The organism is Methanolobus sp. WCC5 (assembly GCF_045690325.1).
Classification (GTDB): Archaea; Halobacteriota; Methanosarcinia; order Methanosarcinales; family Methanosarcinaceae; genus Methanolobus.
The window spans coordinates 1,240,866-1,258,390 of record NZ_CP146981.1 but is presented as its reverse complement, the minus strand read 5'-3'; the positions used below and the strand labels follow the sequence as shown (position 1 = coordinate 1,258,390).

Sequence of the window (17,525 nt, the reverse complement as noted above, 5' to 3'; positions counted from 1 at the left end):
CAGGTAATCTATTAATATAAACACTGAAAAATCAGCATGTTGGTGATTCCAGTACATAATCAGTATATAATTTAAATATTCCCCTTGATATGAGTGCCTATCACATTTTCCCCGGTAACTGCATCTATCACCCTTTCGGGATACATTCCGTTCACCACTACACAATCCATCTTGTTCTCCATCAGAAAACCGGGTAACGAGCTGTCAACACATGTAACTTCCATTTTTGAAAGTTCCTCTGCTGTAATCCATTCCTGCACGATATCATCAGCAATTACTCCATCCACATCTGTCACTTTGATAAAACGTGATCCTGTCTCTCTGGCAACCCATGCTGCAATCGTATCCGATGTGACATTCCATGAATGAGGCAGCACGTCATTCTCCCTGAGTATCCTGTAAGGTAACAGCACAGAAACACCAGGTGCATCAACAAAACCTTCAACAGAGTTTACACCTGTCTTATCTATCAGGTAGTAAGCATATTGCTCCATAGAAAGTACAGCCATCCAATGTGCTGCATCATCTCCAACAGAATATTTCTCGCAGATCTTGCGAATAGAATCTGCAAACATTCCCCCTCCGGGAACTATCATTATCACGTACTCTGAATCAGGCCCTCCAAAATGCTTCCTGAGTGATTTAATAATGGATGGGGAGTTTTTGAGCAGACTTCCCCCTATTTTTACAACAGCTCTCATATTCGGTCACACTCCTTATCTACGTATGAATATGTCTCTGTTACTATTATTCTTTTCTTGATTGGAGCATTAACTCATTCTCCAGTATTTTTGCTGCAGCATATGCGGGAAATACCTTTGAAATGTCAGATCCCCATTTCCGGGCAACAGATGTACATTCGAACCCAAGTTTGTCCGCAGCTTTCTCTATAAGGAACTCACCAATGCCTGCAGAGACGATCCTGTTGAGGTTATTTCTTTTAGCGACTACATCTATGGCCTCACTTAGAAGCTTAACCTGCCTTTCTTTAACCTGCCGGGCGATATTGTGCAACTCATCCGAAGATATTTCAGTAAGGTCGGCACAGACAATGCGTGCCAGTCTTCTCATTGCGTCTGTCCTGGTTTTACCGGCACCGTCTGCAGTCTCACATGTATATAGCTCCTCAGGGATGTCCCCCAGCAGAAGATATGCATCTGCAGTCGTAGAGAAAAGTTCGGATGCAATGTTACAATCACCATCTGCAACATTTACCTTTTCAAGAAGGAATGCAAGGTTTGTCCTGAGGGTTCCCGCATAGAACAACTCGTTGCGAACAAGTCTGGAGAAGTCAGTGAGTCCTGCCAGGTGCTTTCCATCCTTTATGGGAATGATATCGCTGGTGGTGCTCCCCACGTCAACGAATATACAGTTTCCGATTTCATTCCCTATCAATCTGGTTGATGCTGCCCAGTTTGCTGCAGCAAGGTCCCTTAAGTTCCCCGTTTCATCATAGAAATTCCCGGTGCTGTCAATGTACTTTACCTCACAGTCAAAAGCGCTGTTCACAGAACGTATGATAAATTCAATTCCCTGCAGTTTATCTGCAAAGCAATCCGCCAGCTCTCCGGTCATAACCACGCAGACTTTATCAGGTTGCAGCTTATCTGCAATATCCTCAAGGGATGCAGGTAAAGTTGTGTCTTTCCACAACGGTATATAATGTAATTCGATTATCTCTCCGTCAGCGGAAGCTATCTTTGTATTAGCACCACCAATATCAATACCTATTATTCTCATATGATGTCCTCTATGTCATCTTTTGTGAAAGTGCATTCCCCCTCTAGATTTACAGAGTCGGGTAGCCTCCCAAACATATTCATTAGCAGAAGTTCTCCTATTTCTGCTTTAAGGGTCTTTACAAGACCAATGATCGCCGTTGTAGGCCGAGGGTTCACATCAATAACATAGGTATTGTCCCCGTGGACGATGTCGACCCCTACATAACCGTTACATCCTAGTGTTTCAACAGTTCTGGAAGCAACCCGGAGGATTTCTTCTTCGTGTTCTGTTCTGTATGGTACCTGATTTCCTTTGTAATCAAATATCGTATCACCGTCATTTTCTACAATTTCAATCAACTGTTTATTAAGACTCAGGGGGAGTGTCCTCTGTCCGCATATGATGCTTACACTTAGATGTTCACCTTCTACATATTCGGTTGATATGTATTCCTGTTCTTTTTCCCTTACTTTTTCTCCTATGTTTGAAAGGTTTAATCTGACACCCTCGGATGCACATCCGTACCTTGGTTTTATAACAGATCTTCCTTCATGAACAGGGTCCAGTATCTTTGGGACGCAGATGGAATTTGCCTCCAGTTTTTGTGTGCACAGAAGTTTATCCGCACAAAGCCTTACAGTATCTGCCGGGCAACCCAGGTTGACCGTATTCTTCTCTATTATATCTGTCAGTTCTCCCAGGAGTTCGTCAGGTCCTATTACAAGACCTGCATCATTTTCTTTTGCAGCTTCCTCAAGTATCCGCTCAAATGTGCTCTCATCTGAGATAACGGGATTGCCACTTTTTATCTTACTGCCTGCTGTCAGATAGGTCACATCATGTCCAATACAATGGAAACTGTCGGCAAGGGTGCTCAGCATGGCTCTACCTTCTAATAAAAGCGTGCCCTTCAGACCTATTCCTGTAGCATATTCTGCAAGCAGTATCTTCATGTTGGATGCAAGTGCATTATTTGATATATCCTTTGCTATTGTTGATTTGAAAGTCAGTTATTTCTGCTTGATGGCCTGGCTAAATGATGTTATAAATTATAATGGCTTTATAATTTGAGATGGAGTTGTAAATTCCATTCGATTTGCCTTAAATATATGAGATGATATCTTACTGAATAGCGATCGGGATATTATTAAAGTCTTGATCGTATATCTACGCGGGTTGGAAACGGGGGTTTCTATGCAAAACGCGGTATAAATGGCAAAGAAATGGCAAAGCGTAGACAGTACATACAAGAGTGGGACTACTGCAGTCCAGGCGTGGCTTTAAAGAAGGAGGATGGTAAAGGTCCATCCTTCTATCTTTCTCAAATCATCTAGTTATATAATTATAAGATGTCTAAGGGGATGGTAGATACGAGGTTATTGAAAAAATGCCCGGAGTATCATGATGTATTACATATGGATGATCAAAAGGATATACAGATCTGTAATGTATGTGGGTACCGGACAAAGAAAAAGAATGCACGATTAGATCAAATAATATGTATGGGTGAGTGAAAATGGAAAATGATGTACAAAGGTCCTGCACGTATTGCAGGGGCACATTGAAAAAACAACAACTGGGAATGAATATCCTATATTACTGTCCTCGATGCGGGTGCATGACAAGTTTAAAACCATTATGATGGGAATAATTTGAAAAATATCAATTTTCCTATTCAATCTTTCCAAATGATTTGTATACTTGTCCTTTATTTCCTTTCCTTATTTTTCTCTTCGATCTTAGCTATCTGGTTTTAGATGATACAAACAGCTAGAAAACATTTATACTTGCAGGGGACATATATTAATATTAAGGAATGAATGCTTGCAGACATTAGCATACGTTTAATATTGGCGAACAGTTCTCTGAGATACTTAACAACTTGGGTGGAAGGGAGTTATTATATGAGACGTTCAATGATCCATACTATATTCATGTCAGAAAAAAGGAAGAATCTGATGCTACTTCTCAGAACTGGCCCAAAGACCATGGCTGAAGTGCTTGAGGTTCTTGATGTCACCAGACATGCACTTTTGCCCCAGATAAAGATCCTTTCGGAAAATGGTCTTGTGGTAAAAGATAAAGATATTTGCAGGCTTTCGGAAATAGGTAGTATCGTAGTTGAGGATATGGTACCTCTGATAGGTACTTTAAAAGTTCTTGAGAAGAATTATGATTACTGGACCGAACATGAACTTGATGCTATTCCGCCTCAACTTCTCAGGAGGATAAGGGAACTGAAAAATTGTAAAATGGTAGAGCCCGATATTAATGACATGTTTGAGCTTAACAAAGATCTGATAGTACGGGCACGTGAATCAAAGTTCATAATGGGGGCTACGGCTTTTCTACATCCGTCCTTTCCGTCATTCATTCTGGATCTTGTGAAGAATGATATCGATGTTTCCATTATACTTGCTGAGAATGCTCTGGAAAAACATAAGCTGGCATATGGTGAAGAACTTAATGTGTTTCTTCAAAGTACCAGGGGTAGAGTATTTGTCTACCCTGAAAACATGAAATTAGCATCTATTTTCATCGCAGAGGAATTCCTGATGATATGCCTTTTTGACAAAAGTGGCAAATATGATCGTAAAGACCTTGTGTTCTGCAATGCTGATGCACTGAACTGGGGTCTTGAATTGTTCGAGCACTACCTTACAAGGTCATATAGGATAACAGAGCTTTAGTTATCTTGTAATGTTGTGTTTTCTTTTGTTCACTGGAGTCATGCTATTTACTTTGTGCTCTTTGTAAATTCCTATATGAGCTAAGTTTTCTTTATTTCGCTTATCCGGGAGATTCCCGGGATTCAGGGTAAATATATCATTTAGCACTATATATTAACAATGAATATATACTATGATCAACGATAAAGAACTGGGATGAATATGGATATGAATACAGAAAATCCATTTGTGCAGGCGCTGACAGTTTCTACTACAATGGCAGTTTTCATGATAGGTGTGGCTTTTGGACTTATGAGCATGGCTAAAAGTGGCTCAACTGCGGTACCAATGGCCGTGATGCTTCTGATCTTTGCGATCATTTTTATAGCAGGTTCGGTCTTTTTCGAATCCCGTGGTGCGGATTACATGGGCTCCCTTGCAGGAGGGGCAATAGTTGCTTTAGTTGCTACCTTCTCTGCAATAGCTTTTTTCAGCGGCGTGAAATATGCTATTGAAGGTGGTATATCCGAACTTGGCTGGGAGCAGGTCATTTCTGCTATGGCTGTGTGCATGATTGCCAGTATGTTCCTTATACGTGTTTTACAGCACAAGTTCAGCAGTGCTTTGTAAAGAGGTTTTACTTTGCTGTTTTGTGCAGATATCTCTTCATTTTTGTACATTTGATTTCTGCAAAATAAAGCGAGTATGCGAAAAGTATTTATAGAACCACAAACAATCACTAGTTCGAATGCACATTACTACGCACAGAATATGCGGAGATATTGAGAATGGCTGATGGACCAGAGAATTGTGAAGACGTAAATTTGAAAAACGTTGAAGAAGAAAAGCCGAACAATGTTCCGGTTGAAGATGAAGTTGCACAGCTTCAGGAAAAACTTTTGCGTCTGACTGCAGAATTCGATAACTTTCGAAAGAGAAGCATAAGGGAAAGAGAAGAATATCGCAAGTTTGCAGTAGAGCAGATAATTTTAGAGCTCCTTGAGGTCTATGATAACTTTGAGCGTGCACTGGAATCTGCAAAGCAGACAGATGATATTTCATCTGTGATCAAGGGCGTTGAGATGGTCTTCAGGCAGTTTGCAGGGATACTTGAAAAAGAAGGTCTTCAAAAGATCGAGTGTGTTGGTGCTGAGTTCGATCCTCACCTTCATGAGGCAATGATGCATGTGGAGCACCCGGATCATGATGAGAACACCGTGGTTGATGTCTGCAAACCCGGATACTGTCTGCATACCAAGGTTATAAGACCGGCAATGGTGGCTGTATCAAAGAAACCCGGGGATTCAGAAAAATCCTGAAGCACTGCGACAACCGTCAAATGATATAGAGAGGTTTGAGACAGATTTCAATCATCAGATGAGATGATCTTCAGTATTAATAAGGTAAAACCTACGTATTTCAAATACGAATATGAAATAATATAAGATGAAATATGGAGTAATATAAGATAAATCTCATAACATTCTATCTGATAGTTTAGATGTATTTCAATTAATTTAACAAAAGAGGTAATAACATGGGTAAGATATTGGGAATTGACCTGGGAACTACAAATTCCTGTATGGCTGTTATCGAAGGTGGCGAACCCACCATTATTCCAAACGCCGAAGGTGGCAGGACGACACCTTCTGTAGTGGGCTTTTCAAAGAAGGGTGAAAAACTGGTGGGCCAGGTTGCAAAGAGGCAGATGATAACTAACGCCGAAAATACCGTAAGTTCTATAAAAAGACATATCGGCGAGTCAGATTATCACGTTACTCTTAATAGTAAAGAATATTCTCCCCAGGAGGTATCTGCAATGATCCTCCGCAAGTTGAAGGAAGATGCTGAGTCCTATCTGGGTGAAACGATCACACAGGCTGTGATCACTGTGCCTGCATACTTCAATGACTCCCAGAGACAGGCAACAAAGGATGCAGGTACCATTGCAGGCCTTGATGTCATGAGAATTATCAATGAGCCTACTGCAGCATCACTTGCATACGGACTGGACAGGGACGATGAAGACCACAAGATCCTCATCTATGATCTGGGAGGAGGTACTTTTGATGTATCGATCCTTGAACTTGGAGGAGGTGTATTCGAGGTTCTTTCAACAAGTGGTGACACTAAGCTTGGCGGAGATGACTTTGACCAGAGGATAGTTGACTTCCTGGTGGAAGAATTCAGAAAGAACGAAGGTATCGACCTGTCCAAAGACAGGGCAGCTCTCCAGCGTCTGAAGGATGCTGCTGAGAAGGCAAAGATAGAGCTATCAGGTGTGACAGCAACAAATATCAACCTTCCGTTCATAACCGCTGATGCCAATGGGCAGCCAAAACACATTGATATCGATCTTACAAGGGCACAGTTTGAGAAGATGACATCTGATCTTCTTGACAAAACACTTGTATCTGTTAACCAGGCAATGAAAGATGCAAAACTTTCACCCAAGGACATAGACAGGGTGCTTCTTGTAGGAGGTTCCACAAGGATGCCCGCGGTTGGGGAGCTTGTGAAGAAAGCGACAGGTAAGGACCCATACAAGAACATCAACCCGGACGAGGCCGTTGCAGTTGGTGCGGCAATACAGGCCGGTGTCCTTGGAGGGGAGGTCCATGATGTGCTCTTGCTTGATGTTACCCCACTGACCCTGGGTATTGAGACACTTGGCGGCGTATCAACCCCTCTTATTGAAAGGAACACTACAATTCCTACCAAGAAGAGCCAGATATTCTCAACGGCTGCTGATAACCAGCCATCTGTGGAGATACATGTGCTGCAGGGTGAGAGAGGTATAGCTTCTGCCAATAAGACCCTTGGAAGGTTCACACTTGACGGTATTCCACCAGCTCCAAGAGGACTTCCACAGATAGAGGTGACGTTTGATATTGATGCTAACGGTATCCTGCATGTAACTGCAAAAGATAAAGGGACAGGCAAGGAGCAGTCTATCTCAATCCAGAAACCCGGTGGTCTTTCCGATGAAGAGATCGACAAGATGGTAAAGGATGCAGAGCTGCATGCCGAAGAGGACAAGAAGCGCAAGGAAGAGGTTGAGGTAAAGAATACGGCTGAATCCCTGGTCAATGCTGCTGAAAAGACTCTCAAGGAAGCGGACGATATTGCAACCCCTGACCAGAAGTCCAAGGTTGAGGCTGCCATAGGTGATTTGAAGGCCGCACTTGAAAACAACGATATCGAGGATATAAAGTCAAAGACTGAAGCTCTTCAGACAGCTATCTATGATGTATCTGCTGCAATGTACCAGAAGGCACAGGAAGAAGCTGCATCTGCTGCATCCGCAGCCGATGATGAAGGTTCTGTATCAGGCTCTGGTGATGAGACCATCGTAGATGCGGATTATGAAGTTGTTGATGAAAACAACAAGTAAATAAAACATGGATAAAAGTGTAGGTAAGATACTTTAATCTTTAGGTATCTTACTACCTTGATTTTATCTATATATTAAATCACCATATTACACAGGAATGATCCATGTCCACGACACGCGACTATTACGAAATACTGGGCTTATCCAAGGATGCCACGGAGTCTGAGATAAAGAAAGCTTACAGGAAGCTTGCAATGCAATATCATCCGGACAAGAACAAGGAAACGGATGCTGAGGAGAAGTTCAAAGAGATATCCGAAGCTTATGCTGTACTTTCAGATCCTGAGAAAAGGGAGCAGTATGACAGGTTCGGTCATGCCGGTATCGATGGCCGTTACAGCCAGGAAGACATCTTCAGAGGTGCGGATTTCGGAGGCTTTGAAGATCTTGGGGATATACTTGGAAGCATATTCGGAGGCGGTTTCGGTGGCTTTGGGGGTTTTGGCGGCTTTGGAGGTGGACAGAGACGTCGTGGCCCGACAAGAGGGTCTGATCTTCGTTATGATCTGACTGTCACGCTTGAGCAGGCGGCAACTGGTGTGGATACCACGATCAATGTCCCAAGGGCTGAGAACTGTGAGACATGTGGCGGAACCGGTGCAAAGGCAGGTACAAGTCCCCACAGGTGTTCAACATGCCAGGGCTCAGGACAGGTGACACAGGCCAGGAAGACTCCTTTTGGAACATTCATGTCCACCAGCACATGTCCGGCATGCCACGGCCAGGGTGAGACTATCGATGATCCATGTCCTGCCTGCAAGGGTACAGGCAAGATAAAGAAGGTACGCAAGATATCTGTAAAAGTTCCCAGGGGAACTGATAACGGACTTCGTCTTAAGATAAGAGGTGAGGGTGAGGAAGGGAGTCCAGGAGCACCTTCTGGTGATCTTTATGTGGTAATGCACGTGGAACCTCATGATAAATTCCAGCGTGTGGGTGATGATATCATATACGAACAGCCAATATCCTTCACAATGGCGGCACTTGGGGGGGATGTGATGGTCCCGACCCTTCACGGGAAAGTAAAAATGAACATCAAACCCGGGACACAAACTCATTCCATACTGCGTCTGAAAGGTAAAGGTATGCCTCATCTTCATGGCAATTCAAACGGCGATCAACTTATTAAGATTATTGTGAAAACGCCCGTAAAACTATCAGGGGAGCAAAAGGAACTTTTCAGAAAACTTCAGCAACTTGAAGAAGGACCTGATGTAAAAGGTCCAAAAGGTGGAAAAGGCATCTTCGAGAAGATGAAAGGTGCCTTTGAGACCGGGATATAGTCTTTTTTGAAATAACGTCTCTTTCTTTTTTCTCATGTACTCATATTAACTAAATCGTCAATAATACGATGGTAAGGTTTAAAGCCTAATAAGAATATTTATCCGTTTTGTTTTCAGTATCAGTGAATTTTCCATTTATGGCCTTTTGAAGGTATTGTTATGAAGATTGTAATAATCGGTGCTGGTGAGGTCGGTTATCATATCGCTAAGGCTCTGTACCAGAACAACGATGTGGTCATCATAGACCAGAATGAAGAAGCATGTGAACGCGCGGATGAACTTGATGTACATGTAATACATGGTAACGGTGCCAATGTATCTATCCTCCAGGATGTTCTGGAGGGGGCCGGTCTGCTGGTGGCGGTGACTGGTTCTGATGAGGTTAACATTGTTGCATGTATGGCTTCCAAATTAATTGTCAAAGATAAGGATAAATTAAAAACCGTAGCCAGGGTCAGCAATCCTGATTATATCGATAAGCCGGTTGCTAAAAGGCCTCAGATAGGCATAGATACTATGGTGTGTCCTGAGTTGTCACTTGCCTCTGAGGTGGCACAGATCCTTGCGATTCCTTCTGCTATTGATGCGGAATATTTTGCCGATGGCAAGGTAGAGATGATGGAATTCGTTATTCCTGAAGAGCATTCGCTTGTAAATAAACAGATGCAGGAACTCCATCTTGCAAATTGTTGCATCGTAAGTGCTCTCTTCAGAGATGCTGAGGTCATAATCCCTCATGGTGATGATATAATCAAAGGTAATGATCACATAGTGGTCATTGGAAAAGCCGCTGCCATGAAAGATGTGCGTAGGCTTTTTGGCGAAAAAAGCGGCAAAAGAAGCAAAGTTATGATCATTGGAGGTGGAGTCGTTGGTTTCTATCTTGCAAAGCTTGTTGCAAAGAGTGAATTTGAGCTGAAGATCATAGAATCTGACAAGGAAAGGTCTGCAGTTATAGCTGAAGAACTACCGGGTGTACTTATCCTGAACGGGGATGGCACAGATATCAATCTCTTAAAGGAAGAAGGCGTTTCTGAGATGGATGTTGTTATCTCCGTGACAAACAGTGATGAAAAGAACCTTTTGTGCTCACTGCTTGCTAAACAGCTTGGGGTGAAAAAAGTGATTGCAAGATCTGACCGGTCCGATTATGTTTCACTCTTTGAGATGGTTGGTGTGGACAGCGCCGTAAGTCCAAGACAGGCAACAGTAAATGAGGTCCTGAAAATGACCCTGGGTCAGGGTATAGAGTCTGTCATAACTCTTGAAGGTGAGAAGGCAGAGGTCATTGAATACACAGCTTCAAAAAAATCAAAGATAGTTGGAATCCCTCTTAAAAAAGTGAAATTCCCTCAAGGCTCTATTGTAAGTATGGTTGTCCATAAAGGCAATACTGTTGTTCCCCGGGGGGAATATATCATCGAGGAAGGTGACAGGGTTGTTGTATTTGTGCTGCAATCTGCAATTGAAGAGGTAGAAAAATTCTTCAAATGATCTTTCAAAGAGGTCTTACTTTTGAATTACGGGGTCATATTAAACGTCCTTGGGGGACTTCTAAGGTTCCTGGGTGCTATTATGATAGTGCCCTTGCTGGTAGCCATTTATTATGGTGATCCGCTAGCTCCTTTTTTAGTAGCTGTCATAATTACAGGTATGACGGGGATTCTGCTCTCACGTTTTAATAGATCCACAGAAGAGTGGAAGATAAGAGAAGGTTTTGCTATTGTTGCATTCGGCTGGCTTGCAGCTGCATTTTTCGGTTCGATTCCGTTCATGCTTGACGGAATAAGTCCGGTCAATTCATTTTTTGAATCCATGTCAGGTTTTACAACAACCGGTGCTACTATCCTTGTGGATATAGAAGCCCATTCAAAAAGCATCCTTTTCTGGCGCAGCATGACACAATGGATAGGTGGAATGGGTATTATCATGCTTTTCATTGCTATCCTTCCAAAACTTGGTGTTGCCGGAAGGCAGTTATTCAGGGCTGAAGCCCCCGGTCCGACAGAGGATAAGATAAAACCCCGGATCAGGGAAACCGCAAAGATACTTTGGATGGTGTATGTTTTCATATCCCTGATAGAGGTAGTGGTTCTGATGCTTGTGGGTCTCTCTTTATATGATGCTGTCACACACACCTTCTCAACGATGGCATGTGGTGGTTTTTCTCCTTATTCTGAAAGTATCGCGGTATTTGGGAGTCCTCTGGTGGAAGGGGTGATTACTTTCTTCATGTTAATCGCAGGTGCTAACTTTGCACTTCATTACAGGACCATGTATACGGACTGTTGTTGTCTTGTGAAGGATGATGAATTCAAGTTCTATGCTTTTGTTTTGATACTTGCAACTTCGATCCTTGCATTCGATCTGTGGAAAGACATGGGTGAAACAGCTCTGAACGCTTTCAGATATTCCGCTTTCCAGGTGGTTTCTATTACAACAACTACCGGATTTGCAACCGTGGATTTTAACCTGTGGGCAGACTCTGCAAAAATGGTACTGCTGGTGGTTATGTTCATAGGGGGATGTGCAGGTTCGACATCCGGAGGTATCAAAGTAGTAAGGATCCTTTTATTGCTTAAATATGCAAAACGTGCTCTGTTCAAATCGATACATCCCCGGGCTGTGAAACCTATAAAATTCAACAACAGAACGGTACCCGAAGATGTGATGCAGGCCATAGTTTCCTTTGTAGTGATCTATTTTATGATCTTTGCCCTGTCCACAATTATTCTGTCTCTTCTGGGAATGGATCTTATAACTTCTATTACGGCTTCCATAGCTACTCTGGGAAACATCGGTCCGGGATTTGGCCTTGTGGGTCCGATGGCCAATTTTGATGTTGTACCACTGGCTGGAAAACTTTTGCTCATAGCAAATATGTGGATTGGCCGGCTTGAGATATTCACAGTTATCGTGATGCTGACTCCCGAGTTCTGGAAAAGATAATACGTTGGTCAAACAGGGGCGATTACCAGATGATTCTTTACCAATTGCATACCACCGTGAAGCCGGAAATTTACAATCATGCCCTGCAGGCGTTACAATAAAAAGAGTGTTTACCGGGGCAGTATGCACCCGGTCAGCGTTCAAAGTTCAGATCGTATTTTATGACATTCTTGAAAAGCACTCTAAGGTCCCATAATAGTTTCTTGTTTGCCTTAAACAGCGCATAAAGCAGATCCAGGAGACTCATGCTTGAAAAGTTTACTCCTTCAAGTGAACGAGCCAGGGAATTTATTTCCTGATCAGTGAATTTGATAAAAATGTCCTTGACCATCAGGCTGTTATCTATTTCAAGGCCTATCTTTTCTCTCCATCTTTTTTCGTACTCCTGCAATGCGTTGATCGATACATCACCTCTGGATATGGCATTATATGCAACTTCACCGGCAATTTTACCTGCTTCCATTGCATTGATTATGCCTCCTCCTGTTATGGGGTCGGATTGTCTCGCAGCATCTCCCACCAACATGAGTCCGTTTGTAATGGTCCTTTCGATAGATCCGCAGACTGGCACGCCTCCTACATCCATTTCCAGTATTCTGGCATGTGGATAGTTCTTCTCTATGAACTCGTTCAGGTAATCAACAGCATGTTTCTCCCCTGACTTGCTTCCAAGGATACCAATGCCTACATTTGCAAGATCTCCCCCTTTTGGGAAAATCCATACATAGCCTCCGGGACAGATTTCGTTTCCAAGATAGAAATAACAATAGTTCTGGTCGATGCCTGTACCACTCATCAGGTACTGGGCACAGGTCTCAATATCTGCAGGCCTGATGGATGTGTCAATACCCGCCCATCTGCCAACTTTTGATTCCACTCCGTCAGCAGCGATAACTATCTTTGAACTGATATCATATGTTTCTCCAAGATGCATTACTTTAACACCTTTAACGAAACCTTTTTCCATAATAAGGTCGATAGCACGTGTTTTGACCATTACTTCCGCTCCGGCCTTTGCACTTTCGTAGGCAAGTGTCCTGTCAAATACCTTGCGTTCAAGGACATATCCCACTTCTCCTCCTGCTATCTCTTCAGCCATTTCTATCATGGTGCCATCTGGTGAGAATATGCGTGATCCTTTTACGTCTGCACATATCCAGCGCATATCAGGTTCTATGTGTTTTCTCAGCCATACTTTGCTTACCCCCTCTGCGCATCTGACCGGGTCACCAATCTCCTGCCTCTTTTCTATCAGGAGTACATCAAGACCTTTCTGAGCCGCTGTTTTTGCTGCAATGGACCCTGCAGGGCCTGCCCCAATGACCACTACATCATACTCACTCTTCATTTTTTCACCTCAATGGCTCCAACAGGACATATTCTGGAACAGACGCCACAGGCGGTGCACATCTCACTGACCTCTATCCATGTTTCGATCAATTCAAGCGCTCCGGCCGGACACACACCTACACATGCACCACAATATCCGCATTTGAATTTATTTACTTTGATGGTCACCATCATCACCTATTGATTATATAAACTGTACCTAACACATTAAGATAAAATATATTTTTCTAATCAATTATATCACAGAATTCAGGAAGCAATTATAGCATAAGCAGTATATGTGGCTTATGCATTACCAGGAGCGCTGATTTTAGCTCTTGTCCTTCCCGTTTCAATGTCAAATCTTTCATTTATATATCTAAGTGAATTTCCATGTCCGTGCAGCATTATTTCTACAAGGTCATGAGGCTCATCAATGTCAGTACTTAAAAGGAAGGAGTCATAAACGTACACCGAACAATTCCTTACTTTTGCTATATTGCAATGATTGAGGAAACTGGGGCCATAATATTTGACACTGAAGTTTGCAGGGTCCTTTATGAAAAGAATATTCGTCCCCCCTCCCTTTCCAGGAACTATTACAATGTCCTCTGATCTTGAACTGATCTCTCTTAGATGTTCACTCCTTACCAGGGGCACATCAGCCATGATTATCAAAACAGGTCTTCTCTCATGTTCAAGGTAGCCATTTATAGCTTCATTCAGATCATGTTCATCAAGTACTACATTTGCTCCAAGGTCTGTCGGAACTCCGTTATCAAGTGTTGTAAGTATGTCTATTTCATCAATTCCGGCTTCACAGAGGCTGAAGACAACATCTCTGAGCATCAGCTCTACAAGATCTTCACGTTCCTGCTGCGTGAGTACGGTTGAAAGTCTTGACTTGGCGTTTTTCTTTTTATAGGGTATCAATGCTTTCATTAAGCTTCCTCATAAAGGGCATTTCTTTTTTGTGGTGTCCTTCCTGTCTGGCGTATCATCCATTCAAGCTCTGTTGCAGGGGTATATTCTCCATTTGTTCCACCGGAAGCTACAGTGATCCTGTCCTCCATAAGGGTGCCACCCAGATCATTAGCTCCACAGAACAATGCCATGTTTGCCAGCTTCTTTCCAAGTTTAACCCAGGCTGCCTGTATATTATCTATATATTTGTGCAGGATTATCCTGGAAATAGCCTGCAAGCGAAGATCATCAATCCCGGTGCTCATGAACTTGCCATCCTGCATCATAGCTTCGCCTATCCTGTTGTTGTATGGCATAAAAGGCATGGGGATAAATTCGGTGAACCCTCCGGTACGTTGTTGTATGTCGCGAATTGTAAATATGTGGTCCAGTCTTTCTTCAACTGTTTCAACATGACCATACATTATGGTTGAGTTTGTCCTAAGGCCGGCATTGTGTGACGTTTCAATGGTATCTATCCATTGTTGGCTTGTAAGTTTGTCCGGGCAGATTATTTTCCTAACACGGTCAACAAGTATTTCTGCTGATGTTCCGGTCATAGTGCCGACACCACATTCCTTCAGCAGTATAAATGCCTCCTCTAGCGGCATGTTCTCCATTGCGGCTGCATAGAATACTTCCATGGGGGAAAGGGCGTGTATATTCATTGTGGGATAATCGGAGCGTATGGCATCAAAGATATTTGCATAATGGTTCATACTAAGTTGTGGAATGTACCCTCCCTGAACACAAACTTCCACAGCTCCTGCATTGTATGCCCTTTCAACTTCTTCAAGAACTTCCTCGGTAGAAAGAACATATCCCTCCTTTTCCTTAAATGCGCAGAAACCGCAGTTTCCGGCACACATATTGGTGAGGTATATATTGCGGTTAACAACGTATGTTACTTTATCTCCTACAGCTTCATAGCGCAGATCATTTGCAAGGGCAAAGAGTTCGAGGGGATTTGCCTCCATTAAGGCAACAGCATCTTCCTTGCACATCTCACCATTGTGTGCACTGTCAATTATATCGTCAGTAATAGGTGAATACATCTTATCCTCAGGCAATTTTGAGTTTTATCTGTGTCGGATTGCTGTTTAGGATTGGTTTATAAGTGGTATTCCTCTGAAGCGGCTTTCTTCCTGATGAAGTGATAAACCATTCCAGTTCCTGTGCGGACATGAACTGACCATTCGTGGATCCGGCTGAGCTTGATATTTTCTCCTCCATCAGTGTCCCTCCCAGATCATTGACACCACAGAAAAGGGCAACCTGCGCAAGTTTCTTGCCAAGCTTCACCCAGCTTGCCTGTATATTGCTTATGTGAGTGTTGAGTATTATGCGTGCAAGAGCATACAATTGCAGATCCTGTATTCCCGGAGTGGCGTATCTTCCTGCATTGATCATTTCATCCCCTATCCTGTTATTGTAAGGCATGAAAGTGAGTGGTACGAATTCAAGGAAGCCACCTGTTCTTTTTTGTATGTCCCTTATAAGCATGATGTGATCTATACGTTCCTCGATGGTTTCGATATGACCATACATGATCGTTGCAGTTGTATTAATCCCTGCCACGTGTGCCTGGGTGATGACATCCACCCACTCCCGGGTCCTGAGCTTGTCGGTGCATATTATATGCCTTACTCTGTCTGAAAGGATTTCTGCAGCTGTGCCGGGCATTGTGTCAAGCCCTGCATCCCTCAGGCGCTTTAAGGCCTCAGCAATGGTAATGTCACTTTGCTTTGCAGCATGGTAGACTTCCATTGGGGAGAATGCATGTGTGTGAATGTGGGGGTATTCGGCTTTGACCGCCCTTATCATGCTGGTATAAAAATCAATATCCACATCCGGTAATAATCCTCCCTGGATGCAAACCTCTGTTGCTCCAAGGCTTTCTGCTTCTTTTACTTTTTCCAGTATTTGGGGAATATCCATGATATAACCGGTGTTATCCCGGAATGCGCAGAAGCCGCAGTTGCCAACACATCGGTTAGTAAAGTTAATGTTCCGATTGACAACATAGGTTACTGTGTCACCTACCGTTTCATAACGCAACCTGTCGGCAAGCTCAAAAAGTCTGAACGGAGGTATTCCCAGCAGAAAAAGCGCATCTTCTTTTGTGGTCTTACCTTCGCAGGCACGTTCTATTATATCATCCGGAATACCAGTAGGGTTCATATTTTCTCCGATACTTATCTTTTCTATTTAAATTATGTGCCATCTAACTCATGCCTTGCGATACCCTTCCTCATCTGCAAGCTCATGAATGAGCTCTTTTAAGGTATCACTATACCACTCTTTCCTGATGTACTGCGGATATATCGGAAGTCTTTCCTTCAGCTTTACATCACGGACCATTTCCATGAGTTTTGAAATGCTTGGCCAGTCAGCTTCAGGATTTATCCAGTCGATGGTCGTTGGGGATATCCCGCCCAGATCGCTGGCCCCACATTGTATCAGGGTGTAGGGATCTATAAGGTTAGGAGCAACCTGTATTGCCACATCATTGGGCAGTATTTCCCTTGCTATCAGTATTGCCTGCATCATCTCTTCTTCGGTAGGAGAAGATATATCAGACATAGGTGTTTGTGGCTTTGGGGTGAAGTTTTGTATGATAACTTCCTGTATATGGCCGTATTCTTCATGTAATTCTGCTATGGCCAGCAGGGAATTGATCCTGTCGTCCAGTGTCTCTCCAATACCTACTAGTATGCCGGTGGTAAAAGGAATCTTTAGTTCTCCTGCATAACGTATCGTTTTTATTCTCTTTGAAGGTACCTTGCCAGGCGAGCCTTCGTGTGCAACAAGGTCGGCTGTTGTTTCGAGCATGAGGCCCATGCTGGCATTGAAAGGCTTCAGTTTTTCAAGTTCTGAATAGTTAAGGACCCCTGCGTTGGTATGTGGTAAAAGTCCTTTATCTATAGCAATCCTGCACAGTTGGCAGATATAATCTATAGTGCTGGAATAACCAAGCTCCTCCAGCCATATTCTATACTGTGGCACTTCTTCTGCATACTCTCCGAAAGTGAAAAGAACTTCTGTACAGCCTGCATTTTTTCCCTGTTCAATGACAGGTACTATCTCTTCTATTTTCATGAGCTGTGCCCCGGGTTCATCAGGGTCACGTCTGAATGTACAGTACCCGCATTTGTTCCTGCAGACATTTGTTACAGGCACGAATACATTACGGCAGAATGTTACAAAATCATCCAT

16 protein-coding genes are annotated in these 17,525 nt (G+C 43.1%); 7 read left to right on the top strand and 9 right to left on the bottom strand.

Annotated features, from left to right (window positions below):
• Positions 1-71 precede the first annotated feature (71 nt).
• Genes V7O64_RS05985 through V7O64_RS05975 form a run of 3 tightly spaced genes read right to left on the bottom strand, consistent with a single transcriptional unit; the run spans position 72 to position 2,675 of the window.
• Entirely contained in the window at positions 72-701 is a 630-nt protein-coding gene (locus V7O64_RS05985; protein WP_407357101.1) for an amino acid kinase, read from the bottom strand.
• Positions 702-747: 46 nt separating this feature from the next.
• The gene (locus tag V7O64_RS05980; RefSeq protein ID WP_407357100.1) at positions 748-1,740 is read right to left on the bottom strand and encodes a hydantoinase/oxoprolinase family protein; all 993 of its coding nucleotides are present in this window, start codon (positions 1,738-1,740) and stop codon (positions 748-750) included.
• Complete coding sequence (locus tag V7O64_RS05975; protein ID WP_407357099.1) at positions 1,737-2,675, bottom strand: ATP-grasp domain-containing protein; 939 nt, start codon at positions 2,673-2,675, stop codon at positions 1,737-1,739. Before V7O64_RS05975 ends, V7O64_RS05980 begins: the two co-directional genes overlap by 4 nt.
• A 951-nt stretch (positions 2,676-3,626) precedes the next feature.
• Between V7O64_RS05975 and V7O64_RS05970 the strand changes: the two genes are divergently transcribed.
• The 7 genes from V7O64_RS05970 to V7O64_RS05940 all read left to right on the top strand — a co-directional run bounded on the left by V7O64_RS05970 (position 3,627) and on the right by V7O64_RS05940 (position 12,017).
• On the top strand, positions 3,627-4,412 hold the full coding sequence (locus tag V7O64_RS05970) for a helix-turn-helix transcriptional regulator (RefSeq protein WP_407357098.1): 786 nt from the start codon (positions 3,627-3,629) through the stop codon (positions 4,410-4,412).
• 201 nt (positions 4,413-4,613) lie between these two features.
• A complete protein-coding gene (locus V7O64_RS05965; protein ID WP_407357097.1) occupies positions 4,614-5,021 on the top strand; it encodes a heat-shock protein in 408 nt (135 codons plus the stop codon).
• Between the two features lie 158 nt (positions 5,022-5,179).
• The gene (gene grpE / locus V7O64_RS05960; RefSeq protein ID WP_407357096.1) at positions 5,180-5,710 is read left to right on the top strand and encodes a nucleotide exchange factor GrpE; all 531 of its coding nucleotides are present in this window, start codon (positions 5,180-5,182) and stop codon (positions 5,708-5,710) included.
• Between the two features lie 218 nt (positions 5,711-5,928).
• Positions 5,929-7,785 carry a molecular chaperone DnaK gene (gene dnaK, locus V7O64_RS05955; RefSeq protein ID WP_407357095.1) on the top strand — a complete coding sequence of 619 codons (1,857 nt, stop codon included), beginning with the start codon at positions 5,929-5,931 and terminating at the stop codon, positions 7,783-7,785.
• Positions 7,786-7,889: 104 nt separating this feature from the next.
• Positions 7,890-9,068: a molecular chaperone DnaJ gene (dnaJ, locus tag V7O64_RS05950; RefSeq protein ID WP_407357094.1), complete on the top strand. Its 1,179-nt coding sequence runs from the start codon at positions 7,890-7,892 to the stop codon at positions 9,066-9,068.
• A 159-nt stretch (positions 9,069-9,227) separates the two neighbouring features.
• The gene (trkA, locus tag V7O64_RS05945; protein WP_407357093.1) at positions 9,228-10,562 is read left to right on the top strand and encodes a Trk system potassium transporter TrkA; all 1,335 of its coding nucleotides are present in this window, start codon (positions 9,228-9,230) and stop codon (positions 10,560-10,562) included.
• Between the two features lie 21 nt (positions 10,563-10,583).
• The gene (locus tag V7O64_RS05940; RefSeq protein WP_407357092.1) at positions 10,584-12,017 is read left to right on the top strand and encodes a TrkH family potassium uptake protein; all 1,434 of its coding nucleotides are present in this window, start codon (positions 10,584-10,586) and stop codon (positions 12,015-12,017) included.
• 133 nt (positions 12,018-12,150) lie between these two features.
• Here V7O64_RS05940 and V7O64_RS05935 read toward each other — a convergent pair whose 3' ends face one another.
• From V7O64_RS05935 to cofG, 6 genes are all read right to left on the bottom strand, one after another.
• Positions 12,151-13,365 carry an NAD(P)/FAD-dependent oxidoreductase gene (locus V7O64_RS05935; RefSeq protein WP_407357091.1) on the bottom strand — a complete coding sequence of 405 codons (1,215 nt, stop codon included), beginning with the start codon at positions 13,363-13,365 and terminating at the stop codon, positions 12,151-12,153.
• Positions 13,362-13,535, bottom strand: a complete 174-nt coding sequence (locus V7O64_RS05930; RefSeq protein ID WP_407357275.1) for an indolepyruvate ferredoxin oxidoreductase subunit alpha — start codon at positions 13,533-13,535, stop codon at positions 13,362-13,364. Before V7O64_RS05930 ends, V7O64_RS05935 begins: the two co-directional genes overlap by 4 nt.
• A 117-nt stretch (positions 13,536-13,652) precedes the next feature.
• Positions 13,653-14,288 (bottom strand): 2-phospho-L-lactate guanylyltransferase, encoded by a 636-nt coding sequence (gene cofC / locus V7O64_RS05925; RefSeq protein ID WP_407357090.1) that lies wholly within the window; start codon positions 14,286-14,288, stop codon positions 13,653-13,655.
• Entirely contained in the window at positions 14,288-15,364 is a 1,077-nt protein-coding gene (gene cofH, locus V7O64_RS05920) for a 5-amino-6-(D-ribitylamino)uracil--L-tyrosine 4-hydroxyphenyl transferase CofH (RefSeq protein ID WP_407357089.1), read from the bottom strand. The genes cofC and cofH (V7O64_RS05920) overlap by 1 nt, the downstream gene beginning before the upstream one ends.
• Before the next feature lie 7 nt (positions 15,365-15,371).
• On the bottom strand, positions 15,372-16,490 hold the full coding sequence (gene cofH, locus V7O64_RS05915; RefSeq protein ID WP_407357088.1) for a 5-amino-6-(D-ribitylamino)uracil--L-tyrosine 4-hydroxyphenyl transferase CofH: 1,119 nt from the start codon (positions 16,488-16,490) through the stop codon (positions 15,372-15,374).
• Between the two features lie 48 nt (positions 16,491-16,538).
• On the bottom strand, positions 16,539-17,525 hold the full coding sequence (gene cofG / locus V7O64_RS05910; RefSeq protein WP_407357087.1) for a 7,8-didemethyl-8-hydroxy-5-deazariboflavin synthase subunit CofG: 987 nt from the start codon (positions 17,523-17,525) through the stop codon (positions 16,539-16,541).